The organism is Streptomyces sp. NPDC002181 (genome assembly GCF_042890485.1).
GTDB lineage: Bacteria > Actinomycetota > Actinomycetes > Streptomycetales > Streptomycetaceae > Streptomyces.
Map to the genome: position 1 here is coordinate 481,762 of NZ_JBIASC010000002.1, position 23,200 is coordinate 504,961.

Genomic DNA, 23,200 nt, shown 5'->3' on the forward strand with positions numbered 1-23,200 from the left:
CGGGAATACGCTCGGCCGGGGCGGCCGGTTTCCGCCGCCTTCACCCCGTATCCAGGCCTCCGACGAAGGAACCGCACCCGACGTGAACGAAGCCCCCGCCATCCGGCTCAACAACGGCACGCTCATGCCCCGGCTCGGGTACGGCGTCTTCCAGGTCCCGGACTCCGAGGCCGCGCGGGCCGTGGGGACGGCGCTGGAGGCGGGGTACCGGAGCATCGACACGGCGGCCGCCTACCGCAACGAGAGGGGCACCGGCCAGGCGATCGCCGCGTCCGGGGTGCCGCGCGAGGAGCTCTTCGTCACCACCAAGCTGTGGAACGACCGCTCCCGGACCTGGCGGCGCGAGGACGTGCTGCGCGCGCTCGACGACTCCCTGGGCAAGCTGGGCCTCGACCACCTCGACCTGTACCTGATCCACTGGCCGCGCCCGATGCGCGACGACTTCCTCACCATCTGGAAGACCTTCGAGGAGATCGCGGAGAGCGGCCGCGCCCGCGCCGTCGGCGTGTCCAACTTCCGCCCCGCCGACCTGGAGCGGCTCGGTACCGAGAGCCCGCTGGTCCCGGCCGTGAACCAGATCGAGCTGCACCCGCTCTTCCCCCAGGACGAACTGCGCGCCGTGCACTCGACGCTCGGCGTGGCCACCGAGGCCTGGTCCCCGCTCGGCCAGGGCAAGGAGCTGCTGACGCTCCCTGCGGTCGTCGAGGCCGCCGACCGGCACGGGCGCACCCCCGCCCAGGTGGTGCTGCGCTGGCACCTGCAGCTCGGCAACATCGTGATCCCGAAGTCGGTGACCCCGTCGCGGATCCGGGAGAACCTGGACGTGTTCGGCTTCGAGCTGGACGAAGCCGACCTCGCCGCGCTGGACGCGCTGGGCCGGGGTTCCTCGGCCGGGCGGATCGGGCCGGATCCGGCCGTCTTCGACATCTGAGCCGCGGATGAGCCCGCCCGACGGGGTCTACCGGATCCGCAACGCCGCCAGCGGCCTGCTGCTCCGCCTGGAGGGCAGCACCCGGGTGGGGGTGGGCTCGGACGGCCCGCCCGCTCCGCCGGCCGCCTGCCGGTGGCGGATCTCGCCGGTCCACAGCGGCGGCGGGATCGTCCACATCGTCAGCGTCCACAACGACAGGCTGCTGGACGTGGCGAACGCCTCGACGGAGAGCGGCGCCCGGGTCCAGGTCTGGCGGGCGAACGCGTTCGGGGCACAGGAGTGGATCGTCGAGGAACACCTCGACGATCCCGGGGTGGTGTCCCTGATCGCCTGTATCAGCGGCCTGCCGCTGGAGGCGGACGAGGAGGGCCGGGCCCGCCAGTGCGAGGACACCGACTCCCCCGCCCAGTGGTGGCGGCTGGAGCCCGTCTGAGCGGCCGCCCCCGTCAGCTCGCGCCGTGGGCGGGGGCGAGGGCCTCGACCCGCTCGGCGAGCGCGAAGTCGGCGCCGGTGACGGAGTCGCCCGCGCTGTGGGTGTTCACCGACACCCGGACCGTGTTGTAGCCCAGCGTCAGGTCCGAGTGGTGGTTCAACTCCTCCTGCACCGAGGCGATGTGGGCGACCAGCGCGCTCGCCGCGAAGTGCGTGCCCAGCCGGTAGGTGCGGATGATCCTGTCGTCCTCGAAGGCCCAGCCGGGGAGCTCCCGCAACCGGTCCTCGATCTCCTTCTGCGAAAGCGGCTCGTCTGCCATCGGCATGCTCCTTCACCGTTCGGACCGGGATTCTGACGTGCGGTCAAGGTTCCCACAGCGCGGGCCGCGGGGAAGGTTCCGCGCCATGGTGCGTGCGGGTGCTTCCGCGCCTGCGCGTACGGGCCCTCGGCTAACGTCGTGGGCATGACCTCCACCCCGTCCGTCGGAGCCCTGCTGCGCACCTGGCGGGAGCGGCGCGGCATCAGCCAGCTGGAGCTGGCGGGCCGCGCCGACTCCTCCTCCCGCCACATCAGCTTCGTCGAGACCGGCCGGTCGCGGCCGAGCAAGGAGATGGTCCTGCGGCTCGCGGACCACCTCGACGTGCCGGTGCGCGAGCGCAACACGCTGCTCCTCGCCGCGGGTTACGCCCCGCACTACACGCAGACCCCGCTCGACGACCCCTCGCTCGGGACGCTGCGCGAGGGCCTGGAACGGCTGCTGACCGGCTACGAGCCGTACCCGGCCCTGATCGTGGACGCCGCGTACGACGTGGTCGCCGCCAACCGCGGCATCGCGATGCTGCTCGACGGGCTGCCCGAACACCTGCTGGCCCCGCCGCTGAACGCCATGCGGATCACCCTGCACCCGCAGGGCCTTGCGCCGCGGATCCGCAACCTCGGCCAGTGGCGCGGGCATCTGCTGGCCCAGATGGAGCGGCAGATCGCGCTGTCCCGCTCGGCGCCGCTGCGCGCGCTGTACGAGGAGGTGTCCGGATATCCGGTCGCCGGGCGGTCCGGGGACGCGGGGGCCGGGCCGGAGGAGGCCGGGCCCGACGAGGCCGTCCCGTACGTCGCGCTGCCGCTGCTGATCGAGCACGACGGACACCTGCTCTCCTTCGTCTCCTCGATCGCCACGTTCAACACCCCGATGGACGTGACGGTCGCCGAGCTGGCCGTCGAGACGCTGCTCCCGGCCGACGCGGCGACGGCGAAGTACCTGCGCTCACTGGTCTCCTGAGGCGGAGCGCAGTGCCGACCGCTGCAGCACGGCGAACGCGCCGACGACGGCCGCCTGGGCCGGGATCCACACCAGCCCGGCGGTGGTGGGGGCGTCCCACAGGAACAGGGAGACCAGGCTGAGGGCCGCCCAGGCGCAGTTCGCCACGATGACGAACCCCACCGGGCCGGCCGGGGGCCTGCGGCGGGCGGCGAGCAGGCCGACGCCGGCCCCGTAGAGGGTCAGGAACAGGCCGAGTTCGAACAGCGTGCCCTGCCCTGCTCCCAGCAGCCGGCCGAGCGGGGCGCCGAACACGGCGTACGCGAGGCCGTTCCCGCCCGTGACCACGGCGTCGAGGGCGAGCAGGCGGCGCAGCGCGGTCCGCGGGACGGCGGTACGGGCGATGCTGGCGAGCAGGGTCGCGGACATGACGGATCGGCCTCCATGACGGGTCGGGGCGTTCGCGCGGTCGCGGTCACGATCACGGTCGCGGTCGTGATGCCGCGGTCGAACGCGCTGGTGGGGACGGGTCCCGAGGCCGAGTGCGCGGGCTCGGGACCCGATGGCCCCACTGTGCGGCCGGGCCCGCGCCGGGGTCGATTACCTGCGAGGTCATGCCCGCGGGCCGGGGCGGGCTTGCCAACTTTCTTTGACCTACATCGCAAGAAAGGTTGGGATTCTCCTGTTTCACGGATGGGCGGAGGGCTACGCTGCACCCAGCCGAATCTCTCGAACGTCCTCTCGACATACGGAGAACCTCACGGTGCCAGCCGCCGACCGACCCGACCTGGGCTCCGCCTGGGTCCGCGTCGCGGCGCTGGCCGAGCGGAGCGGCCGGGACCCGGCCGCGGTCCTGTGCCCGGAGCGGCTGAGCCGCCTGTGCGGGGTCGAACCGGCGCTCGTCCCGCAGGTCGTGGCCGGGACAGCGCCCGAAGTGCCGCTGTGCCTGCGCGTCCACCGGCGCTTCCTGCGGCTGCGGGCCACCCGCCGTGACAAGCACGGCCGGGAGTGGCCGCTGGCCGCCATCGCCGAGGACTTCCGGGCGCCCGGCGCCTCCCTCGGCCCGCTCAACGCGGGCACCGGACTCCCCCGCCTGGGCCATGCGGCGGGCGTGCAGCGATTCTTCGGGGTCTACGCCGGCTTCCTCCTCGCCGACAGCCAGAGCGCGGTGGAACACGCCCTCGCCGCCACCGGCGCCGGCGCGGCGGCGGACCTCGGGCACCTCTCGTACCTGACGGGCATGGACCCGTGCGACATCCGGCTCACCCTCGACGGCTCACCGCCCCGGCTCCCGCTGAAGGAGCAGGTCCACCGGCGCTTCGAACACCTGCGGCGCACCCGGCTCCGCGCGGACGGCCAGGTCCACTCCCTGGCCGCCATCGCCCGGTCCTTCTACGCCTCGGGCCAGTCCCTGACCCGCCTGGCGCGCGGCGAGGGGCTGCCCAACCTCGCGGCGGCCGCCGGGATCCAGCGCTTCTACGGGGTCGACGGCGGTTTCCTGCTGGCCGACGACACCGAGGCGCTCGCCGGCGCCCTCGGCGGGATCGAATTGGAGCTGGAAACCGCCGGACGCCGCACGGAAAACCCGATGCTGGCCGTCCTGCGGGCGCACGATGTACGGAGCATCGTCACGCGGGCCGGGCGGCTCTCCCCGGCGGGCTGGAAGTCTCTGGCCGACCACCTGGACGACCTGCTGGCCCGCGAGGGACAGCTGACACGCGGGAGCGCGGGCCGCGCTGCGGTGCCGGACGACCGGAAGGCTGCCGAGGGGGGAGCGCCATGAGGACCACACGCACCATGCGGAAACTCGGCGGGGATCTGCTGGCGGAAGCGCGCCTGGCGCAGCCGGCCGATGCCGCCGAGATCATCGGGAGCCTGTGCGCCGCGTACGGCCGCAGGCGCGGCGGCCGGCCGGTGGAGTTCCGCTTCGCCAAGTTCCCGCCCGACACGGCCAGCGGACTCTGGCTGGAGATGGAGGAGCGCGACCTGCTCGTCATCGAGGAGCGCACCCGCCCCGAGCACCAACTCGTGATCGCCTGCCACGAGTTATGGCACCTGGAGGAGGGCACCTGCGACAGTCACGGCCCGGGCATGGCCGTGGCGGCCAGGCTCACGGGAGCCCGGGGCGACCTCGCGGAGCTGCTGCACTCGGAGACCGGACTGGGCAGCGTGGTCCGGCAGGCGGCCGCTCGCGCCGACCGGGAGGACCCGGCGGAGATCCGGGCCGAAACCTTCGGCCTGTACCTCGGCCAAGTCCTCAAGGCCTACCTTCCGGGGCCCCGCGAGGAGCAGTTCCCCGAGGCGATCGAGCGCATCAAGTCCTCGCTCGGCTGGGGCCGTTGAATACACGCCCCCCGCGGCGTGCCGATGACGCCCCGGCGACCGGTGCCACCCCCTCCCGACGCACGTCACGCGCGCCGCTGCCCCCGCACGGCCCCGACAGAGAGCACCACGATGACCCAGTCCTCCCCGCCCCGCCACGCCGTAGTCATCGGCGGCAGCATGGCCGGCCTGCTGGCGGCGGCCGTGCTCGCCGAGCACGCGACGGTCACGATCATCGACGCCGACACGCTGCCCGACAGCCCGGCGCCGCGGCGCGGACTCCCGCAGGCCCGGCACGTCCACGTGATGTGGTCGGGAGGGGCGCGCGCCATCGAGAGGCTGCTCCCGGGCATCACCGACGCGTGGACGGCGGCGGGCGCGATCCGCCGCAGCCTGCCCACCGACCTGGTCACCATGACGGCCCAGGGCTGGATCCCGCGCTGCGGGGAGAAGCAGTTCAACATCTCGTGCAGCCGCGACCTCCTCGACGCCGTGGTCCGTGCCCGGGTGACCGGCCTTCCCGGTGTCGGCACGCTCCAGCAGAGCCGCGTACGGGCCCTGGAGGGCACGGCGGCCCGCGTCACCGGCGTCCGCGTCGACACCCCGCGGGAACAGAACCGGCTGGTGACCGCCGACCTCGTGGTCGACGCGAGCGGGCGCGGCTCGCGGGCCCGGTCCTGGCTCCGGCAACTGGGGGTCGGCGGGATCAGACAGGCCCAGGTCGACTCCGGCCTGGTGTACGCGACACGGATCTTCGAAGCCCCGGCCGGGGCGCACGAGATGGGCTTCCCGATCGTCAACGTGCAGTCCGATCCGCGGGTGTACGTACCCGGCCAGACCGCGACGATCGTCCCCATCGAGAACGGCCAGTGGCAGGCCACCCTGTCCGGCACCCGCGGCGGCCAGCCCACCGGCGACCCCGAGCTGTTCGTCCCGTTCGCCAAGGGGCTGCGCGACCCGATCGTCGGCGAGCTCCTCGCCGGCAGGAAGCCCCTCACCGACATAGCCGTCACCCAGGGGACCGCCAACCGCCGGGTCTACTTCGAGAAGGCGGACCTGCCCGACGGGTTCTTCGCCGTCGGCGACTCCGTCGCCACCTTCAACCCGCTGTACGGGCAGGGGATGACGGTCGCCGCGCAGGGGCTGCTGGCCGTACGGGCCCTGCTGCGCGCCCAGGGCCTCGCCCACCCCTCCTTCGGCCGCGAGGCGCAGCGCGCGCTCGTGCCCCAGGTGTCCACCGCCTGGGAGCTCGCCACCGCACAGGACATCCTGTATCCGGGGGCCACCGGCATGAAACCGCGCGCCGGTACGGGGCTGCTCAACTCGTACGTCAACCGGCTGATGACCGGGGCCACCACGCGGGAGGCGCTGACCGCCGCGTTCCTCCAGGTCATCACCATGAGCAGCACCCCCGCGTACTGGCTGCGCCCCTCGGTGGTCTGGCACGTGCTGCGCGCCTCGGACCGGGGTGCGCTGAAGGCACCGCCGCTGACCGCGGCCGAGCGCTCCGTCGCGGGGCTCGACCAGGGGGCCGGACCGGTCGATCCCGTGGGCCCCGTCGGCCAGGCTCGATGAGCGACGGACTCATCCTCTACGTTCCCGGGTCGGTGATGATCCTGGCGCTGCTGATCAAGGCGCCGACCCTGCGCCGGGGCTGGGACCAGCCGCTCATGCGGGCGGTGTGCACCCTGCTCGTCGTCGGCTGCATGGTCATGTTCCTGGCGGCGCCGCCGACGATCGCCGCGGTCAACCGGCTCACCGGGATCGTCAACTTCTCGGCACCGCTGGTGTACAGCGTGCTGACCGCGTTCTCCGGCTCGTGCATCGTCCTGGTCCTGCAGTGGGGCGGCGGCCCGCCGGCCGTCGTACGGCGGGCGACCCGGCTGACGGTGGCCGTGTTCGGCGCCGTCACCCTGCTCATCGTCGTCCTGTTCGCGATCGGTGACGCGCCCGTGGAGCGGCTGCGCGACCTGGACACGTACTACGCCAACACGCCCTGGCTGCGCGAGATGATCGTCTGCTACCTCCTCGCGCACACGGTGGGCAGTTCGACGCTCACCGTGCTGTGCTGGAAGTGGCTGCTGCGCGTGCGCCCCTCGCTGCGCCCGCTGCGCACCGGGCTGGCCCTGATCGTGCTCGGCGGGGCGCTGGACCTGGGCTACCTGGTGGCGAAGTGGGCCGCGGTGGGCGCCCGCTGGGCGGGCCGCGACTGGGACGGGCTGTCCACGTACGTGGCCCCGCCGTTCGCCTCCGCCGCGGCCCTGATGGTGGGCTCGGGATTCATCGTCCCGCTGGTCGGCGGCTCGGCGGCCTGGCGGGACTTCAGCCGGTACCGGCGGCTGCACCCGCTGTGGAAGGCGCTTCACGGCTTCGCCGCGTCGAGCGTGACGACGGTGCCGCTGACCTGGTGGTCGCCGATCGGGATCCGGCTGATCCACCGCGAGTCGGTGATCGACGACGGGATCCTGGCGCTGGCCCGCTGGTTCGATCCGGCCGTACGGGAAGCGGCGTACGGGGCCGCCCTCGGCCAGGGCCTGTGCGATGCGCGGGCTTCGCTCGTGGCGGACGCGGCCATGCTCGCCGCGGCCTGCCGGCGCCGGGAGGCGGCCGCGGCCGCCGAGGCCGCCGACCGCGCGGCCGCGTCCGACCAGGGCCTGCCCGAGCCCTACCGGCTGGATTCCCGGCCGCTGGCCGCGCTGGCCCGGGAGTTCCGCACCTCGCCGATCGTGGCGGCCGTCCGCAGGGACCCGGCCCCGCTCTGAACGGCCCGGCACGGGGGCCGGCGGGCCGGTCTCAGCCCGCAAGGGCGTCCTCGGGCTCGGGGTTGCGGGCGAGCCAGGCCCCGTACGCCCGCACCCGGCGCCAGTGCTGGAGCTGGTCGAGGGCGAACGCGGCCCGCGGGGAGGCCTCCGGGCGCGGTTCCAGGCCACGGGCCATCCGGTGCAGCTGGAAGCGTACGAAGGCCAGCAGCCCCGCCCCGGCCAGGTCCCGGTCCTTCCACGCCAGCCGCTCCACGGTCACGCGCACGTCCTCCCCGGCGCGCCAGCGGGCCGGCAGGTCGGGGCGGAACGCCAGCGCGGAGGCGAGCCCGACGACGGAGACCCCGCGCGCCAGGACCTTCCGCGCGGTCTCCTGGCGGGCTATCCCGCCGGTCAGCATCAGCGGCATCGTGGCCGCGTCCAGGATCCCCTCGGCGAAGGAGAGGAAGTACGCCTCCCGTTCGAGGGTCCGCAGATCGGCGGTGCGGCCCAGGGTGGCGGGGCTCTCGACGCTGCCGCCGGACAGTTCGACCAGGTCGACGCCGAGGCCGTCGAGCGCCGCGAGGACCCGCGCGGCGTCCTCCGTGTCGAATCCGCCGCGCTGGAAGTCGGCGGTGTTGAGCTTGACGCCGACCGCGAAGCCGGGGCCGACCTGCGCGCGGACCGCCCGGACGACCTCGGTCAGCAGCCGGACCCTGTTCTCCGGGCTGCCGCCCCAGCGGTCGGTGCGCCGGTTGACCAGCGGGGAGAGGAACTGGCTGATCAGGTAGCCGTGGGCGGCGTGGATCTGCACCCCGTCGAAGCCGGCCTCCTCGGCCCGCCGGGCGGTGACCGCGAACCGGGCGACGGTGGCCTCGATGTCGGCCTCGGTCATCGCGGTGGGGCGGGCGAAGCGCTTGGTGTGCTTGCCGAGGCTCACCCCGATGTCGGAGGGAGCCCAGGCCGTGCCGGGCATCTCGGAGCCGACCTGCCGGCCCGGGTGGTTGATCTGCATCCAGACCCGGCCGCCGCCGGCGGACGCGGCCTCGGCCCAGCGGCGGAAGGGGTCGAGCGGGGAGCGGGCGTCGAGGACGATGGTGCCCGGCGCGGTCAGCGCCCGGCGGTCGACCATCACGTTCCCGGTGATCAGCAGGCCGGCGCCGCCCCGCGCCCAGCGGCGGTAGAGGAGCTCGATGCGCTGGTCGGGGAGCTGGCCGGCCCCGGCGAGGCTCTCCTCCATGGCCGCCTTCGCCAGGCGGTTCGGCAGGGTGGCGCCGCCCGGCAGCTCCAGTGGCGTGAACAGGTCCATCGGCAGTTCCCCCCAGGAAACGTGTTGCACGTGTCATCCCGCGCCCCGGCGCAAAGATACCGCCCGCTGCCCGGCGCCCGTCAGGCTCCGTACGGAAGAATCCGGACACCCCCGGAACGCGGAACGCCCCGGGGCCGAAGCCCCGGGGCGCATCCGTACGGGGCCCTCCCCGCGGGTGGCGGTCAGAGGTCCGCGAGCTCCAGACCGGCCTGCGCGGCGGCCGCCCAGACGGTCTGCTCCAGCAGGACGGCGATGGTCATCGGGCCGACGCCGCCCGGGACCGGGGTGATCAGCGAGGCGCGGGCGGCGGCCGACTCGAAGTGGACGTCGCCGACGTTGCCCTCGTTGTAGCCGGCGTCCAGGACGACGGCGCCGGGCTTGATGTCCTCGCCGCGGATGAATTCGGCCTTGCCCACGGCGGCGACCAGCACGTCGGCCTGGCGCACGATCGAGGGGAGGTCCACGGTGCGGGAGTGGCAGTAGGTGACGGTGGCGTTCTGCTCCAGCAGCAGCATGCCGGCCGGCTTGCCCAGGATCGCGCTGCGGCCGACGACCACGGCGTGCTTGCCGGTCAGGTCCACGTCGTACTCGGCGAGGAGGCGCATGATGCCGCCGGGGGTGCAGGAGACGAAGCCCGGCAGCCCGAAGCCCATGGCGGCGAAGGAGTGCATGGTGACGCCGTCGACGTCCTTGCCCGGGGCGATGGCCTCGAAGGCGGCGCGCTCGTCGATGTGGTGCGGGACCGGGTGCTGGAGCAGGATCCCGCTGATCTCCGGGTCCTCGGACAGGGCGGTGAGGGCGGCGACGAGCTCCTGCGTCGTCGTGGACGCCGGCAGCTCCACGTGGCGGGAGGTGATCCCGGCCTTGGCACAGCGGTTCTGCTTCATCTTCACGTACGTCACGGACGCCGGGTCCTCGCCGACCAGCACGGTCGCGAGGCAGGGGGCGGTGCCGGTGCGCTCGGTGATCTTCGCCGCGAGTACGGCGGTCTGCTCCGAGATGCGGCGGGCGAGGGCGGTGCCGTCCATCAGCCGGGCGGAGCCGCCGTCGGCGGCAGTGGCGGTGGGGGTGGCGGTCTGGGCAGTCGTCACGGGGTCTCCTGGGCGTCGCTGCGGATCGCGGTGCGCGGATTCGCGTGTCGCGGTGTCGCGGTTCGCCCAGGCGCGCGGCAGGAGACGTACGTGCGGACATACGCCGGGCCGCTCCCCGGTGGTGATCCACCCGAACGCCAGTCACGGCCCGCCTCCACTCTAATGGACCCCGTCCGGGTGTGCGGTGGCGCGCGGCGGCCCCGATCCGCAGGATCCGGTCAAACCGGTGGATCACCGGCGCCACTCCTGGGACGATCGAGACATGACACGCACTTTCGACCATCTCGTCGCCGAGGCCGAGTCCGTTTCGGTGGACGGATGGGACTTCTCCTGGCTGGACGGGCGGGCCACCGAGCAGCGCCCCTCCTGGGGCTACCAGCGGCTGCTCGGCGAGCGCCTCGCCCGGGTCCGCTCCGCCCTCGACATCCAGACGGGCGGCGGGGAGGTGCTGGCCGGGGCGGGGCCGCTGCCCCCGCTGACGGCGGCCACCGAGTCCTGGCCGCCGAACATCGACAAGGCGACCCGGCTCCTGCACCCGCTGGGCGCGGTGGTGGTCGCGGACGCCGACGAGCCGCCGCTGCCGTTCGGCGACGCGGCCTTCGACCTGGTCGCGAGCCGCCACCCGGTGACCATCTGGTGGGAGGAGATCGCCCGGGTCCTGCGTCCGGGCGGGACGTACCTCTCGCAGCAGGTCGGGCCGGCGAGCGTCTTCGAGCTCGTCGAGTACTTCCTCGGACCCCAGCCGGAGGAGGTCCGGCGCGGCCGCCACCCCGACGACGCCGTCTCGGACGCCGGCAGGGCCGGACTCGAAGTGGTGGATCTGCGCTCCGAAAGACTGCGCACGGAGTTCCACGACATCGGGGCCGTGATCTACTTTCTCCGGAAGGTGATCTGGATGGTGCCCGGCTTCACGGTCGGGCAGTACCGGGACCGGTTGCGCGAGCTCCACGAACAGATCGAACGTGACGGCCCGTTCGTGGCACATACCGCCCGTTTCCTCATCGAGGCTCGCAAAACGGGCTGACGGAAACGGGGGGCGCGGACGCGGACGGATCCACGGCCGAATGGTTGCGCGCCCACAGCGTGGCGCAGGTCACTCAATTCAGCGCGTAACGAATCGACTCGGGCATGCGATGAACCGACAGGTGTCCTCGCGCGGCCCCGGAATACAGACCCCCCTCGGGTCTGTTTCCCGAGTCCGCGCGATGATGTCCCGCCCACTCCCTATCTGTTCGCAACGAGAGGCTCCTTGTGTCGCTCAGCCCGTCCCGTACGTTCCCTCCGGAGATCGCCGAATCGGAGGCCCTCGTCGCGCTCGTCGAGCGCGGCCGCGAGCAGGGTCACATCAACGGTGACGACGTGCGCCAGGCCTTCGAGGCCGGCCGCATCCCGGTGGACCAGTGGAAGCGGGTCCTGCGCAGCCTGAACCAGGTCCTGGACGAGGAGGGTGTCGCGCTGCACGTCAGCGCCGCCCCCGCCACGAAGGCTGCCGCGAAGAAGCCCCGCAAGGCGGCCGCCGCGCCTGCCCGCACCGTGACCAAGAAGGCGGCCGCCGCGCCGCGCCCCATCGGTGCGCGCAAGGCCTCGGCCACCAGCGCGGCCCCCGCCACCGCGGCGGCGATATCCGCTTCGCCGGCCGCGGCCACCGAGGACGAGGTGACGGCCGACGCCGTCGCCGAGCCGAAGAAGCGGACGGTCAAGAAGACCGCCGCCAAGAAGACCGCGGTGAAGAAGACCGCCGCCGCGGCCAAGAAGACCAGCGCCAAGGACGCCGACGAGGGCGAGACCCCGGCCGCCGAGGGTGAGGACTGGGCCGCCGAGGACCTCGTCGACGAGGTCGAGGAAGAGGCCCCCAAGGCCGGCGGCACCCAGGGCTTCGTCCTGTCCGACGACGACGAGGACGACGCCCCGGCGCAGACGGTCATGGTGGCCGGCGCCACCGCCGACCCCGTCAAGGACTACCTGAAGCTGATCGGCAAGGTGCCGCTCCTCAACGCCGAGCAGGAGGTCGAGCTCGCCAAGCGCATCGAGGCGGGTCTCTTCTCCGAGTACAAGCTCGAAGAGGAGGAGGACCACAAGCCCGCGTTCAAGCGCGAGCTGGAGATCCTCGTCGAGGACGGCCGCCGCGCCAAGAACCACCTGCTGGAGGCCAACCTCCGCCTCGTGGTCTCGCTGGCCAAGCGCTACACCGGCCGCGGCATGCTCTTCCTGGACCTGATCCAGGAGGGCAACGTCGGCCTGATCCGCGCCGTGGAGAAGTTCGACTACACCAAGGGCTTCAAGTTCTCCACGTACGCGACCTGGTGGATCCGGCAGGCGATCACGCGCGCCATGGCCGACCAGTCGCGCACGATCCGCATCCCCGTCCACATGGTCGAGATCATCAACAAGCTGGCGCGCGTGCAGCGCCAGATGCTCCAGGACCTCGGCCGGGAGCCCACTCCGGAGGAGCTGGGCAAGGAACTCGACATGACCCCCGAGAAGGTCATCGAGGTCCAGAAGTACGGCCGCGAGCCGATCTCCCTGCACACCCCGCTGGGTGAGGAGGGCGACAGCGAGTTCGGTGACCTCATCGAGGACTCCGAGGCGGTCGTGCCGGCCGACGCGGTGTCGTTCACCTTCCTCCAGGAGCAGCTCCAGTCGATCCTGGGGACGCTCTCGGAGCGTGAGGCGGGCGTCGTCTCGATGCGTTACGGCCTGAACGACGGCCAGCCGAAGACCCTGGACGAGATCGGCCGCGTGTACGGGGTCACCCGTGAGCGCATCCGCCAGATCGAGTCCAAGACCATGTCGAAGCTGCGCCACCCGTCGCGTTCGCAGGTGCTGCGCGACTACCTCGACTAAGCCGTCCGCCGGGCCGTCCGCGCCCTGCGGGCCAGTCGCAAGACCGGCCCGCGGGGCGTGAACGGCAAGGTGGGCGCCCTGAGGGGCCGGACAGCCCGCGTCGTACGGCGCCGCGTCGCAGAACACGACGCGTGCCGCCGGTACGTCGCGGGCTTTCGCGTGCGCCGCCCTCAGTTCTCCAGGAGGTGCTTCAGCATCTCCTCGTCGCGCGGCATCTCCTTGCGGGCGTGCGGCTTGATCACGAGCGGGGCGATGACCCTGCCGATGCCGCGGCCCTCGAAGTCGAGGTCGAGGGTGACGCGCGAGCGCTTGCCGCCGTCGAGGGGTTCGATGGTGCCGTGCACCTCGCCGCGCACCGGTCCGCCGATGCCCCGGACGTGCCAGCTGCGCGGCCGGTCGAGCTCCGTGACCTGCATGGTCATCGGGAACTCCCGCTTGCCCATGCGCCGGGTGATGACGGCCTTCGATCCGACGTGGACGGGTGCCCCGTCGAGCGGGCGGGCGGAAACGGCACTGTCCTGCCACTCCGGCAGGCGCGTCGGGTCCGTCACGTAGTCGAAGACGTCTTCGGGACTGCGGGAAATGTCGATGCTCTTCCTGATCGCGGACATGGCGACCCCTTACTGCCCCCTGCCGGCCTCTCCTTCCACGCTACCGCGCAGGTCAGGCGGTGTCCCCCTCCTCGGCTCGCTCCCCGGCCCGCTGCTCGGCCCGCTGCCTGCGCGCGCTCATCGCGGCGTAGACGAGGACGCCGGCGAACAGGAACAGGACGCCCTGGTAGACGGCGGCGTAGCCGGAGCCGGCGACCAGCCACATCGAGAAGCCGAACGCCAGGGCGGCCAGGATCCCGTCACGGACCAGGCGGCCGCGGTGGACGCGCCCGGCCTGCCCGGAGAGCAGGAAGTACATCTGCGCGGCGGTGGAGAGCAGGTACGGGACGGTCGCCGTGAAGGTGGTGACCAGGACCAGGATCTCGAAGACCCCGTCCGAACCCGCCGTGTAGTTGTAGATCGTCAGGCCGGAGGCCAGGACAACGGTGACGAGCACGCCGGCCACCGGGACGCCCCGCTTCTTCGTCTCGAAGACCTTGGGGAACAGCCCGTCGCGGGCGGCGGCGTACGGGGTCTGCGCACTGAGCAGCGTCCAGCCGTTGAGGGCGCCGAGCATCGAGATCACGGCCGCGCAGGCGACGAGGGTGCCGCCCCACGTACCCCCGAACATGGCGTTGACGGCGTCGGTGAAGGGGGCCTCGGAGGCGACCAGCCGGTCGTGGGGGACCAGGCCGAAGACGGAGAGGGTGCCCAGCAGGTAGACCACGGCCGCGCCGGCGGTGCCGAGGATCGTGGCCCGGCCGACGTTGCGGGCGGGGTCGCGGACCTCGCCCGCGCTGACGGCGGCCGACTCCACGCCGAGGTAGCTGAACAGCAGGATCGCCGCGGCCGCGGACACCGCGCCGACGGGGCTCTGGCCCGTGGCCTGGAAGGGGCCGAGGTTCGCCGGGTCGAAGAAGAACAGCCCGCCGACGGCGACCAGCAGCAGCGGGGCGAACTTCAGCACGGTGGCCACCAGTTGGACGGCGCCGACGTAGCGGGTGCCGGCCAGGTTGGCGAGCGCCGGGAGCCACTGCACGGCGAGGGCGGCCAGGCACATCGCCGCCTTGTGCTCCCCGATGGCCGGGAAGAGCACGGACAGGTAGCCGACCGCCGCGACCGCGAGGGCCGCGTTCGAGACCCAGGCGGTGATCCAGTAGCTCCAGGCCGCGAGGAACCCGGCGAAGTCGCCGAACGCGGCGCGGGCGTAGACGTACGGGCCGCCGGTCTGCGGGAGCCGCCGCGCGAGCCGGCCGAAGACCAGGGCGAGGGCGATCGCTCCGGCGGTGAGCACGCCGAAGGCGACCAGGCTGATCGTGCCGAAGGGTGCCACCGAGGCGGGCAGCAGGAAGATCCCGCCGCCGATGATGTTGCCCATGACCAGGCAGGTCGCGATCGGCAGGCCGAAGCGCCGGGAGTGCGGGCCCGCGGCCTCCCCGGCCGGGGCCGGTGTCGGGGTCGGGGCGGGGGCGGGGGCGCGCAGGGTGGAGCTCACGGGTGTTACGCCTCGGGTGTTTCATATGCTGGACAGGTCGACATATCGTCGGGCAAGCCCAAAGCCGCACCAAATCAGCGGTTTTCGTCCTGCGCGGGCACCCCCACGGAAGGAAAGGTTCCACTCGATCCGGCTTCCGGCCGTGGATCCTCCGCGGGGGCGGTCAGCGGTACCTGGGGGCCGTCCGCCTCCCGCAGCCAGCGCCGCAGCACCTCGTGCACGGCCTCCGCGCCCACCAGGTCCGGCTCCGGCTCCGACAGCTCCGTCGGCCACATCAGGAACGGATGCCCCTGCTCCCCGCCCAGGCCTCCGTGCGATCCGATCTGCTCCTCGAAGGCGTGCACCTCCCCGGTGCGGGGGTCGTACGCCGAGTTCACCATGACGTCGGCCACGTGCGGGAAGGCGTCGGTCCGCCGGACGGCCCGCGCCGCGCCCGGTCCGAACCGGGCCAGCAGCTCCTCGGCCGCTCCGGGCTCGTCGAGGCGGGCCACCGTCCCGCCCGGGCCCAGCACCTCCCCGTCCACCAGCAGGAACCCGATGCCCGGATGGTTGGCCAGGGTCGCCAGCAGGGCCGGGTGCGCCCGCTCGATCCGCTCCTGCGAGGCCCGCCCCGGGACGTCCGGGAAGGAGATCAGGCCGAGGTTGCCCGAGGCCAGCACCACCGGCTCCGGACCCCGCCCGGGGCGGGCCCGCTCGTCCTCCTCCACGGGCCGGTGCAGGGCCGCGAGCACCGCCGCACGGGCCTCCGCGCCGCTGCGGGTGCGGCCGGCCCGGCGGGAGACCGGCAGTCCGCAGCCCGCGCGGACCAGGTCCTTCAGCGTCAGCCCGTACCGGCCGAGGAACGTCTCCCCCGGGCTCTGGCCGTGGTCGGAGAGCAGCACGATCCGGTACTCCCGGGGCGCGTGCTCGGCGACGCGGGCGAGCAGTGCGAGGCTGCGGTCGAGCCGGGCCAGCACCCGGTCGGTGTCCCGGCCGTGCGGTCCCGAATGGTGGGCGACCTCGTCGTAGGCGACCAGGTCCGCGTAGATCGCGGCGCGCCCCGCGAGCATGTCGCCGATCACCGCCGCGGCGACGACGTCCCGCTCGACCACCGTCGCGAAGGCCCTGATCAGCGGGTACAGACCGCCGCGGGCCACCCGCGGCCGCACTCCCCGCAGCCGCGCCCGCAGCGACTGGCCGATCTCCCGGGCGACCTCGGCGACGAAGGACACCGCGGTGCGGACGGCGTTCGCGGGGTCGGAGAAGTACGCGAAATAGCCCGCGCGGGAACGGTTCGCCCGGCCGCGCCGCGCCGAGACCGACAGGACGAGGGCGAGCTGGTCGGCGCCGCCGCTGAACAGGTTGCCCCGGCTGGCCCCGTCGAGGGTGAGCAGTCCGCCGTCGCCGGTGCGGGCGATGGCCCGGCGCTGGAGTTCGGCGGCGCTGGTGGGCCGGTTGCAGACCACCACCTCGCCGGTGTCCTTCTCGAACCAGCGGAACGCGGGCACGTCGAAGGTGGAGCCGTGCAGGATGCCGAGCTGGCTGGCGCCGGTCTGGCTGGACCAGTCGGTGCTCCAGGCGGTGACGCGGTGGCTGCCGTCCAGCCAGCCCGCCACCGTGGGCATCAGGCCGCTGCCCGCCGCCCGGCGCAGCGTCTCGTACCCGACGCCGTCGAGCTGGAGGAAGAGCAGGCCGGGGGCGGCCCCGCCGGGGCGCGGCGCGTCCCGGTGCCGGGTGCGCCGCCGGCGCCGGTCGGCGAGCCGGTGGAGCCGGCGCCGGTACGCCTCGTCATCGCGTACGGCCAGTGCGGTGGAGGTCGCGGAGGCGACGGCGGACATGACGGCGGCCACCACCACGGCGGTCTCCGGGGCCACTTCGCCGCGTCCGGAGGGGATCAGGCTGAGGGCGAGCAGCAGCAGCGAGCCGTTGAGGAAGAAGACGAGCAGTCCGAGCACCAGCGCGGGCACCAGCAGCAGGGCCCGGACCAGTACCGGCCACACCAGTGCGCTCAGCAGGCCGAAGGCCCCGGCGCCCCAGGCCGCGGTCAGCCCGATCTCGGTGATGCTGTCCCCGTCGCCGGACTGGAGCCGGAAGTCGGGCAGGACACCGGCGAGCACGAGCATCGTGAGGGTGGACACCGCCCAGACGAGGATCACCCGTACCAAGGCGCTGCCCAGGGTCCGCCACCGTCCTCGCCACACGCCGTACCGCCTCGTGTCTCCCCCGCATCCGCGCCCCGCCCGCGGTCCCGGCCGCACCCTCCAGCGTCGCACAGGGCGGCGGCCCGGGCCGGGCGACCGGGGTGGCGCACGAAGGTGCGAACCTCGGCGGCCGGGAGCGCGGGGCGCACGCTCGGGCGTGGTCGGGCGTGGTCGGGCGTGCGCGGGCTACGTGCCGTCGTAGCCGGCGGTCGGCATCGACAGGCGGCGGTGCACTTCGGCCTTCATGGCGGAGGTGTACTGCGGCTCGGCGAGCCCGGCGGTCTCCAGCCGTACGCCGCGCCGCTCGCACTCGGCGGCGAACTCCTCGACGGAGCGCAGGGCGCGGGCCAGGACCCGGCGGTTGGGGGCGACGAAGAGGTCGACCTGACCGGCCTCGACGTCGCACCACAGCCCGCAGTGGTTGGCGCGCAGTCCGTAGAAGAGCAGCGTCCTCGTCACCACGTAGCCCTGGTCGGCGGCCCAGCGGGCGCACATGGCCTGCTGGCTGCGGGTGTCGACGGCGAAGGGGTCGGCGTCCAGATCCTCCAGCGGGGCCAGGCTGGCGATAGCGGCCACGCGCAGCTCATCCATGCCGCCCGACCCTACTCCGATCCGCGGCCCGGGAGGAGGGGGCTGCGGACTTCGGTTCGGGTCACATCGGGTGGGCAGGATCTACCCTTCAAGGGGCCGGGGGACGCACGAGCGACGGGGAGGCCGGGTGCCGGTGGAGATCACCTGGTGGGGCCATGCCACGTGCACGGTCGAGGACTCCGGGGTGCGGCTGCTGACGGACCCGCTGTTCGCGCGGCGGCTCGCGCACCTGCGTCGGCGGCGCGGGGCGCTGCCCCCGCCGGAGGCGGCCGAGGCCGAGGTGGTGCTGGTGTCGCACCTGCACGCCGACCATCTGCACCTGCCCTCGCTGGCCCGGCTGGCCCCCGGGACCCGGCTGGTCGTGCCGCGCGGTGCGCGCCGGGCCCTGCCGGGGCTCGCGCGGGTGGCGGGCGCGCGCGGTCTGCCCGTCACGGAGGTGGCCCCGGGCGAGGAGGTCGGCGTACGGGCGGGGGTGCGGGTCCGGGCCGTCAGCGCGCGGCACGACGGGCGGCGGCTGCCGTTCGGGCCGCGTCTGGCGCCGGCGCTCGGGTACGTGGTCCAGGGCTCGGCGCGGACGTACTTCGCCGGGGACACCGGGCTGTTCGAGGCGATGGCCGAGGAGGTCGGGCCGGTGGACGTGGCCCTGTTGCCGGTCGGCGGCTGGGGCCCGTACCTGGGGCCGGGGCATCTGGACCCGGCCGGGGCGGCGCGGGCGCTGGCGGAGCTGGCGCCGGCGGCGGCGGTGCCGGTGCACTACGGGACGTACTGGCCGATCGGGCTGGACGCGGTGCGGCCGCACGAATTCCACGCGCCGGGCGATGAGTTCGCGCGGCGGGCCCGCCGGCTGGCGCCGAAGGTGACGGTACGGGTGCCCGGCCACGGCGAACGGGTGCGGCTGCCGTGACGTGGGAGGCGTACGGGCCGCACGGTCTCGGGGCGCACGGTCTCGGGGCGGCGGCGGTGGCGGCGGTCGGCCAGGTGCCGCCGGAGACGACCCGGCAGGCGGTGGGCTACCCGGCGCTGTTCGTGCTGGTGGCGCTGGGGGCGCTGGTGCCGGTGATCCCGACGGGGGCGCTGGTGAGCTCGGCGGCGGTGGTGGCTTTCCATCAGCAGTCGCTGCCGTTCGGGGTGCTGCTGGTGTTCGGCGTCGCCGCCGTGGCCGCGTTCGCGGGGGACCTGGCCCTGTACTGGCTGGGGCAGCGCGGGGTGCGGTCCCGGGGCGGCTCGCGGTGGCTGGAGGCGCTGCGGGGGCGGGCGACACCCGAACGGCTGGCGCAGGCGCAGCGGAAGCTGGACGAGCACGGGGTGCTGGTCCTGGTGGTCTCCCGGCTGGTCCCGGCGGGCCGGATCCCGGTGATGCTGGCCTGCCTGCTGGCCCGGCTCCCGCTGCGCCGCTTCGCCCGCGGCGACGCTCCGGCCTGTCTCGCCTGGGCGGCGACGTACGGGCTGATCGGCATCCTGGGCGGCTCCCTGTTCTCGGAGCCGTGGAAGGGCGTCGCGCTGGCGGTGGCCGTGACCCTGCTGATCAGCGGGGCGCCGGCGCTGTGGCGCCGGATCCGGAGCTGATACCCGCCCGCCCCCGCGGGCGCGGTCAGCGCGGCTCGCGCAGTCCCGCGACGAGGAGCTCGACCATGCGGCGCGCGTCGTAGCGGGAGTCGGCCTCGGCGCCGATGCAGAGGTTCCCGATGCCGCGCATGAGCTGGTACGCGGTGAGGTCGGAACGGATCTCGCCCGCCTCGACGGCGGCGTCGAGGAGCTCGGTGCAGACCGGCAGGAGGCGGTCGAGGAAGTAGGCGTGCAGCGTCTCGAATCCGGTGTTGTCGGCCTGCATCGCGCCCGCGAGTCCGTGCTTCGTGACGAGGAAGTCGGTGAAGAGCCGGACCCACCTGCCGAGGGCGGCGTGCGGGGTCGGTCCGGCCGCCAGCAGGGCCGGTCCGGCCTCGGCGCAGGCCTCGACCTGGTGGCGGTAGACGGCGATGACGAGGTCCGCCCGGGTGGGGAAGTGCCGGTAGATCGTGCCCATGCCGACGCCGGCCTTGGCCGCGATGTCGCGTACCGGCGCCTCGACGCCCGAGGCGACGAAGACCTCCGCCGCCGCGTCCAGCAGGGTCTGCTGATTGCGTCGCGCGTCCTTGCGCCTGGACGCTGCCGCGCTGCCCACGTTCCGGCCGCTGTCGCTCACGGCGGCACTCCTTCCCTCACCGGCCTTGCAAAGCGGAACAGCGCTCCGTATCGTTAGCGGAGCAAGGTTCCGGTTTGCCCATCATGGCAGAACGGCGCGCCGTCCACCAGGCCGCCCACCGGACCACGCCTGCGAAGACACCGAACGGAAGGCAGTTCCATGTCCGCAACCTCCGCAACAGCTCCGACCACCGTGATCTCCGCGGGGCCGGTCGTCCTGCCGGCCCCGAGCGGCCGCGGCGAGGACCTCCAGGTGCGTGTCTGCGCCCCCGCCACCGGCGGCGACCTGCCGGTCATCGTCTTCTCGCACGGCTTCGGCTGGTCGATGAACGGCTACGCCCCGCTCGCGGACCACTGGGCCGCCCAGGGCTTCGTGGTCGTCCGGCCCACGCACCTCGACTCCCGGACGCTCGCCCTCCCGCACGAGGACCCCCGTACGCCGCGGATCTGGCGCATCCGCGTCGAGGACCTCACGCTCGTGCTCGACGGCCTCGGCGCCCTGGAAGCCTCCGTACCGGGCCTCGCCGGCCGCGTCGACCACGGCCGCGTCGCCGTGGCCGGCCACTCCTGGGGGGCCCAGACGGCGAGCACGCTGCTCGGCGCACGCGTGCTGGACGCCGACGGCGTTCCCGGCGAGGACATGTCCGACCCCCGCGTCAGGGCGGGCGTACTGCTCGCCCTGCCCGGTCTGGGCGACAGACTCACCCCGTTCGCCGCCGAGAACCTGCCCTTCATGAGGCCGCACTTCGACACCATGACCACCCCGGCGCTCATCGTCGCCGGCGACGAGGACGACTCGGCGCTGTCCACCCGCGGACCGGACTGGTTCACCGACCCCTACACCCACAGCCCGGCCGGCAAGAGCCTGCTCACCCTGTTCGGGGCCGAGCACTCGCTCGGCGGCATCCCCGGGACCGAGGTGGCCGAGACCACCGACGAGAGCCCGGCGCGGGTCGCCCTGATCCGGCGGCTCAGCACGGCCTACCTCCGCAGCGCCCTCTCGTCCGAGGACACCGGCTGGAAGGAGGCGGTCACCGCCCTGGAGAACGACCCGCACGCACTCGGCGGCCTGCGGAGCAAGTAGCTCCGGCGCCCCACCCATCGAACCGGCACGGAAAGGACAGGAAATGATCCTCGTCACCGGAGGCCTCGGCTTCATCGGATCCCACACCGTCAGGGCCCTGCTCGACCAGGGCGAGGACTGCGTGGTGGTCCAGCGCCGCACCACGCGGCTCCCCGCCGTCCTCGCCGGAGCGAAGGTGGCGGTGGAGCGGGCGGACATCGCCGACCGCGAGGCGCTGCTCGCCATCGGGGACCGCCACGACATCACCGGCATCGTGCACCTGGCCTGGTCCCACCCCTGGCCTTCCGTGCCCGCGACGGCCGTCGAGACGACCCGGGAGTCGCTCGGCGGACTGCTGAACGTCGTGCGGGCGGCCCAGGACTGGGGTGTGAAGCGGCTCGGCGTCGCCAGCACGATCGGCGTCTACTTCGGCGTACCGGACCTCGTCGGACCCCTCCGCGAGGACGCCCCGCTGTCGCTGACCGCACCCGTCTCGATCCCCACCTTCAAGAAGGTCGGCGAGATGCTCGGCGGATTCCTCGCCGACGCCACCGGCCTCGACATCGTCAACTACCGCATCTCCGGCACCTGGGGCCCCCACGGCCACGCCGATCCCTTCTTCGCCGCGCCGGCCCTCGTCCACGCCGCCGCCCGCGGGACCGCCCCGGACCTCTCCCACCTCATGGAGCCGGCCTTCGCCGGGGACGGGCTCGACCTGAGCTACGTGAAGGACACCGGGCGGGCGATCGCCCTGCTCCAGCTCGCGGACCGGCTCAACCACCGTACGTACAACATCGGTTCCGGCCGGGCCACCACCAACGCCGAGCTGATCGGGGCGATCAGGAAGGTGGTCCCCGGCGCCGACATCGACCTCCCCGACGGCGGCGCGGCCCACCACCTGGTCCTCGACATCGGCCGTCTGCGGGAGGACACCGGCTACCGGGCCGCGTACGACACCGAGCGGGCCGCGGCCGACTACATCGCGTGGCTCCGCGCGGGCCACCGGAGCTGAACCCGGTCCGGGGCGTCACAGTGCCCGGGAGCCGCCGATCGGGAGGTCCCAGAGGTCCTCGCGGGGCAGTCCGGCCCGGGCCCAGGCCGCCCGGACCCGCTCCAGCGGCTCCGTCACCGGCTCCGCCGACAGGACGAAGGTGCCCCAGTGCATCGGCGCCATCCGTCTCGCCCCCACGTCCCGGCAGGCCCGCACGGCCTCCTCCGGATCGGTGTGGACGTCCCTCAGCCACCACCTCGGGGCGTACGCGCCGATCGGCAGCAGCGCCAGGTCGATCCCCGGATGGCGCCGGCCGATCTCCCCGAACCAGTGCCCGTACCCGGTGTCCCCCGCGAAGTACGCCTTCCGCGGTGCCCCGGCGGCACGCGTCTCACTGAGCACCCAGCCGCCCCACAGCGTCCGGCACGTGTCGAGCACCGAGCGCCTCGACCAGTGGTGCGCCGGGACGAAGTCGAACCGTACGCCGTCCAGTTCGGCGCACTCCCACCAGTCGAGCTCGGTGACCCGGCTGAAGCCGCGGCGCCGGCACCAGCGGGCCAGGCCGGCCGGGACGAAGAGCGGGGTGTGCCGGGGCAGCCGCTTGAGGGTGGGCGCGTCGAGGTGGTCGTAGTGGTTGTGGCTGATCACCACGGCGTCCACCGGTGGCAGTTCCTCCCAGCGCACGCCGACCGGGGTCAGCCGGGCCGGGGTTCCGAGGATGCGCCGCGACCAGACCGGGTCGGTCAGTACGGTCAGGCCGCCGATCCGCAGTACCCAGCTGGCGTGGCCCGCCCAGGTGGCGCAGAGCGTCCCCGGGACGGCCGCGGGCAGCGGGGCGGGGTCGTACGGGAGGTCGGGGATGCCGCGCAGCCCGTCGGGGCCCGGCCGGAACGCACCCTCGCGCGCGAGCCGGGCGAAGGCCCGCACCCCGGGCAGCGGGGTGGTCAGCCGGTCGGCGAAGGAGCGCGGCCAGCTCCGCACCTCCCCCGGCGGCCGGGGTGCCCCGGGGGCGGGCGCCGGGGCGGGACCCGGTCGGCCGGGGCCCGTGGGAGCCGGACGCGGAGCGGCGGTGCCCGGGCGGGCCGGGGGTGCGGGGGCGGCGGCCGCGGGGTCGGTGGCCGCCGGGGCGGGGGCCCCGGGGCCCGGGGGCGCGGGGGTGTCCGTCCGGTCCCTCATCTGGAGCTCT

The 23,200-nt window shown here is 73.9% G+C and carries 23 protein-coding genes and 1 riboswitch; of the genes, 13 read left to right on the plus strand and 10 right to left on the minus strand.

All coding sequences use genetic code 11. The features are described from left to right. Positions 1–82: 82 nt before the first annotated feature. Both ACFYXV_RS08380 and ACFYXV_RS08385 read left to right on the plus strand, forming a co-directional pair. Positions 83–931, plus strand: a complete 849-nt coding sequence (locus ACFYXV_RS08380) for an aldo/keto reductase (RefSeq protein ID WP_389382365.1) — start codon at positions 83–85, stop codon at positions 929–931. Positions 932–938: 7 nt separating this feature from the next. Further along, positions 939–1,364, plus strand: a complete 426-nt coding sequence (locus tag ACFYXV_RS08385) for an RICIN domain-containing protein (RefSeq protein WP_389382366.1) — start codon at positions 939–941, stop codon at positions 1,362–1,364. A 13-nt stretch (positions 1,365–1,377) separates the two neighbouring features. On the opposite strand, the gene ACFYXV_RS08390 is transcribed toward ACFYXV_RS08385, so the two are convergent. Continuing rightward, positions 1,378–1,683 carry a 4a-hydroxytetrahydrobiopterin dehydratase gene (locus ACFYXV_RS08390; protein ID WP_030868143.1) on the minus strand — a complete coding sequence of 102 codons (306 nt, stop codon included), beginning with the start codon at positions 1,681–1,683 and terminating at the stop codon, positions 1,378–1,380. 144 nt (positions 1,684–1,827) lie between these two features. Here ACFYXV_RS08390 and ACFYXV_RS08395 point away from each other — a divergent pair, with 144 nt between their 5' ends. Then, the gene (locus ACFYXV_RS08395) at positions 1,828–2,640 is read left to right on the plus strand and encodes a helix-turn-helix domain-containing protein (RefSeq protein WP_389382367.1); all 813 of its coding nucleotides are present in this window, start codon (positions 1,828–1,830) and stop codon (positions 2,638–2,640) included. Here ACFYXV_RS08395 and ACFYXV_RS08400 read toward each other — a convergent pair. Further along, positions 2,626–3,048 carry a hypothetical protein gene (locus tag ACFYXV_RS08400; protein ID WP_389382368.1) on the minus strand — a complete coding sequence of 141 codons (423 nt, stop codon included), beginning with the start codon at positions 3,046–3,048 and terminating at the stop codon, positions 2,626–2,628. The genes ACFYXV_RS08395 and ACFYXV_RS08400 overlap by 15 nt on opposite strands. A 334-nt stretch (positions 3,049–3,382) precedes the next feature. Here ACFYXV_RS08400 and ACFYXV_RS08405 point away from each other — a divergent pair, with 334 nt between their 5' ends. From ACFYXV_RS08405 to ACFYXV_RS08420, 4 genes are all read left to right on the plus strand, one after another. After that, positions 3,383–4,402 (plus strand): hypothetical protein, encoded by a 1,020-nt coding sequence (locus tag ACFYXV_RS08405; protein ID WP_389382369.1) that lies wholly within the window; start codon positions 3,383–3,385, stop codon positions 4,400–4,402. Beyond that, entirely contained in the window at positions 4,399–4,962 is a 564-nt protein-coding gene (locus ACFYXV_RS08410) for a toxin-antitoxin system, toxin component (RefSeq protein WP_385463204.1), read from the plus strand. Before ACFYXV_RS08405 ends, ACFYXV_RS08410 begins: the two co-directional genes overlap by 4 nt. A 111-nt stretch (positions 4,963–5,073) precedes the next feature. Continuing rightward, the gene (locus ACFYXV_RS08415) at positions 5,074–6,516 is read left to right on the plus strand and encodes an NAD(P)/FAD-dependent oxidoreductase (RefSeq protein WP_389382370.1); all 1,443 of its coding nucleotides are present in this window, start codon (positions 5,074–5,076) and stop codon (positions 6,514–6,516) included. Then, a complete protein-coding gene (locus ACFYXV_RS08420; RefSeq protein ID WP_385463210.1) occupies positions 6,513–7,703 on the plus strand; it encodes an MAB_1171c family putative transporter in 1,191 nt (396 codons plus the stop codon). Before ACFYXV_RS08415 ends, ACFYXV_RS08420 begins: the two co-directional genes overlap by 4 nt. A 31-nt stretch (positions 7,704–7,734) precedes the next feature. Here the strand turns inward: ACFYXV_RS08420 and ACFYXV_RS08425 are convergent, their stop codons facing one another. Further along, a complete protein-coding gene (locus ACFYXV_RS08425) occupies positions 7,735–9,018 on the minus strand; it encodes an NADH:flavin oxidoreductase/NADH oxidase family protein (protein WP_385463213.1) in 1,284 nt (427 codons plus the stop codon). Positions 9,019–9,170: 152 nt separating this feature from the next. Next, complete coding sequence (locus tag ACFYXV_RS08430; protein WP_389382475.1) at positions 9,171–10,016, minus strand: bifunctional 5,10-methylenetetrahydrofolate dehydrogenase/5,10-methenyltetrahydrofolate cyclohydrolase; 846 nt, start codon at positions 10,014–10,016, stop codon at positions 9,171–9,173. 120 nt (positions 10,017–10,136) lie between these two features. After that, positions 10,137–10,234: riboswitch (ZMP/ZTP riboswitch) on the minus strand. 107 nt (positions 10,235–10,341) lie between these two features. On the opposite strand from ACFYXV_RS08430, the gene ACFYXV_RS08435 reads away from it, so the two are divergent. Both ACFYXV_RS08435 and ACFYXV_RS08440 read left to right on the plus strand, forming a co-directional pair. Then, entirely contained in the window at positions 10,342–11,103 is a 762-nt protein-coding gene (locus ACFYXV_RS08435) for a class I SAM-dependent methyltransferase (RefSeq protein ID WP_385463216.1), read from the plus strand. Between the two features lie 227 nt (positions 11,104–11,330). Continuing rightward, positions 11,331–12,923: an RNA polymerase sigma factor gene (locus ACFYXV_RS08440; protein ID WP_383338316.1), complete on the plus strand. Its 1,593-nt coding sequence runs from the start codon at positions 11,331–11,333 to the stop codon at positions 12,921–12,923. A gap of 170 nt (positions 12,924–13,093) precedes the next feature. Here ACFYXV_RS08440 and ACFYXV_RS08445 read toward each other — a convergent pair whose 3' ends face one another. The 4 genes from ACFYXV_RS08445 to ACFYXV_RS08460 form a co-directional block, all read right to left on the minus strand. Further along, positions 13,094–13,534 (minus strand): SRPBCC family protein, encoded by a 441-nt coding sequence (locus ACFYXV_RS08445; RefSeq protein WP_385463219.1) that lies wholly within the window; start codon positions 13,532–13,534, stop codon positions 13,094–13,096. Between the two features lie 52 nt (positions 13,535–13,586). Then, positions 13,587–15,008, minus strand: coding sequence for an amino acid permease (locus tag ACFYXV_RS08450; RefSeq protein WP_389382372.1), 1,422 nt, complete (start codon positions 15,006–15,008; stop codon positions 13,587–13,589). Positions 15,009–15,082: 74 nt separating this feature from the next. Further along, the gene (locus tag ACFYXV_RS08455) at positions 15,083–17,188 is read right to left on the minus strand and encodes a phage holin family protein (RefSeq protein WP_389382373.1); all 2,106 of its coding nucleotides are present in this window, start codon (positions 17,186–17,188) and stop codon (positions 15,083–15,085) included. 186 nt (positions 17,189–17,374) lie between these two features. Next, the gene (locus tag ACFYXV_RS08460) at positions 17,375–17,779 is read right to left on the minus strand and encodes a hypothetical protein (RefSeq protein ID WP_385463228.1); all 405 of its coding nucleotides are present in this window, start codon (positions 17,777–17,779) and stop codon (positions 17,375–17,377) included. Positions 17,780–17,906: 127 nt separating this feature from the next. On the opposite strand from ACFYXV_RS08460, the gene ACFYXV_RS08465 reads away from it, so the two are divergent. Together ACFYXV_RS08465 and ACFYXV_RS08470 are read left to right on the plus strand one after the other, a co-directional pair. Then, positions 17,907–18,683 carry an MBL fold metallo-hydrolase gene (locus ACFYXV_RS08465; RefSeq protein WP_385463231.1) on the plus strand — a complete coding sequence of 259 codons (777 nt, stop codon included), beginning with the start codon at positions 17,907–17,909 and terminating at the stop codon, positions 18,681–18,683. A 56-nt stretch (positions 18,684–18,739) separates the two neighbouring features. Further along, positions 18,740–19,345, plus strand: a complete 606-nt coding sequence (locus tag ACFYXV_RS08470; RefSeq protein ID WP_385463321.1) for a DedA family protein — start codon at positions 18,740–18,742, stop codon at positions 19,343–19,345. Positions 19,346–19,370: 25 nt separating this feature from the next. Here ACFYXV_RS08470 and ACFYXV_RS08475 read toward each other — a convergent pair whose 3' ends face one another. Further along, on the minus strand, positions 19,371–19,961 hold the full coding sequence (locus tag ACFYXV_RS08475) for a TetR/AcrR family transcriptional regulator (RefSeq protein WP_385463235.1): 591 nt from the start codon (positions 19,959–19,961) through the stop codon (positions 19,371–19,373). Between the two features lie 159 nt (positions 19,962–20,120). Between ACFYXV_RS08475 and ACFYXV_RS08480 the strand changes: the two genes are divergently transcribed. Continuing rightward, positions 20,121–21,044, plus strand: a complete 924-nt coding sequence (locus tag ACFYXV_RS08480) for an alpha/beta hydrolase family protein (RefSeq protein WP_389382374.1) — start codon at positions 20,121–20,123, stop codon at positions 21,042–21,044. A 43-nt stretch (positions 21,045–21,087) separates the two neighbouring features. Further along, positions 21,088–22,035 (plus strand): NAD-dependent epimerase/dehydratase family protein, encoded by a 948-nt coding sequence (locus ACFYXV_RS08485; protein WP_385463241.1) that lies wholly within the window; start codon positions 21,088–21,090, stop codon positions 22,033–22,035. Positions 22,036–22,050: 15 nt separating this feature from the next. Here the strand turns inward: ACFYXV_RS08485 and ACFYXV_RS08490 are convergent, their stop codons facing one another. Further along, positions 22,051–23,190, minus strand: a complete 1,140-nt coding sequence (locus ACFYXV_RS08490) for an MBL fold metallo-hydrolase (RefSeq protein WP_389382375.1) — start codon at positions 23,188–23,190, stop codon at positions 22,051–22,053. Between the last annotated feature and the right edge of the window lie 10 nt (positions 23,191–23,200).

Coding starts and splice junctions, on each gene's coding strand:
- ACFYXV_RS08385 (WP_389382366.1), top strand. CDS start 939: ATGAGCCCGCCCGACGGGGTCTACCGGATCCGCAACGCCGCCAGCGGC.
- ACFYXV_RS08390 (WP_030868143.1), bottom strand. CDS start 1,683: ATGGCAGACGAGCCGCTTTCGCAGAAGGAGATCGAGGACCGGTTGCGG.
- ACFYXV_RS08395 (WP_389382367.1), top strand. CDS start 1,828: ATGACCTCCACCCCGTCCGTCGGAGCCCTGCTGCGCACCTGGCGGGAG.
- ACFYXV_RS08400 (WP_389382368.1), bottom strand. CDS start 3,048: ATGTCCGCGACCCTGCTCGCCAGCATCGCCCGTACCGCCGTCCCGCGG.
- ACFYXV_RS08410 (WP_385463204.1), top strand. CDS start 4,399: ATGAGGACCACACGCACCATGCGGAAACTCGGCGGGGATCTGCTGGCG.
- ACFYXV_RS08415 (WP_389382370.1), top strand. CDS start 5,074: ATGACCCAGTCCTCCCCGCCCCGCCACGCCGTAGTCATCGGCGGCAGC.
- ACFYXV_RS08420 (WP_385463210.1), top strand. CDS start 6,513: ATGAGCGACGGACTCATCCTCTACGTTCCCGGGTCGGTGATGATCCTG.
- ACFYXV_RS08430 (WP_389382475.1), bottom strand. CDS start 10,016: ATGGACGGCACCGCCCTCGCCCGCCGCATCTCGGAGCAGACCGCCGTA.
- ACFYXV_RS08435 (WP_385463216.1), top strand. CDS start 10,342: ATGACACGCACTTTCGACCATCTCGTCGCCGAGGCCGAGTCCGTTTCG.
- ACFYXV_RS08445 (WP_385463219.1), bottom strand. CDS start 13,534: ATGTCCGCGATCAGGAAGAGCATCGACATTTCCCGCAGTCCCGAAGAC.
- ACFYXV_RS08460 (WP_385463228.1), bottom strand. CDS start 17,779: ATGGATGAGCTGCGCGTGGCCGCTATCGCCAGCCTGGCCCCGCTGGAG.
- ACFYXV_RS08480 (WP_389382374.1), top strand. CDS start 20,121: ATGTCCGCAACCTCCGCAACAGCTCCGACCACCGTGATCTCCGCGGGG.
- ACFYXV_RS08485 (WP_385463241.1), top strand. CDS start 21,088: ATGATCCTCGTCACCGGAGGCCTCGGCTTCATCGGATCCCACACCGTC.
- ACFYXV_RS08490 (WP_389382375.1), bottom strand. CDS start 23,190: ATGAGGGACCGGACGGACACCCCCGCGCCCCCGGGCCCCGGGGCCCCC.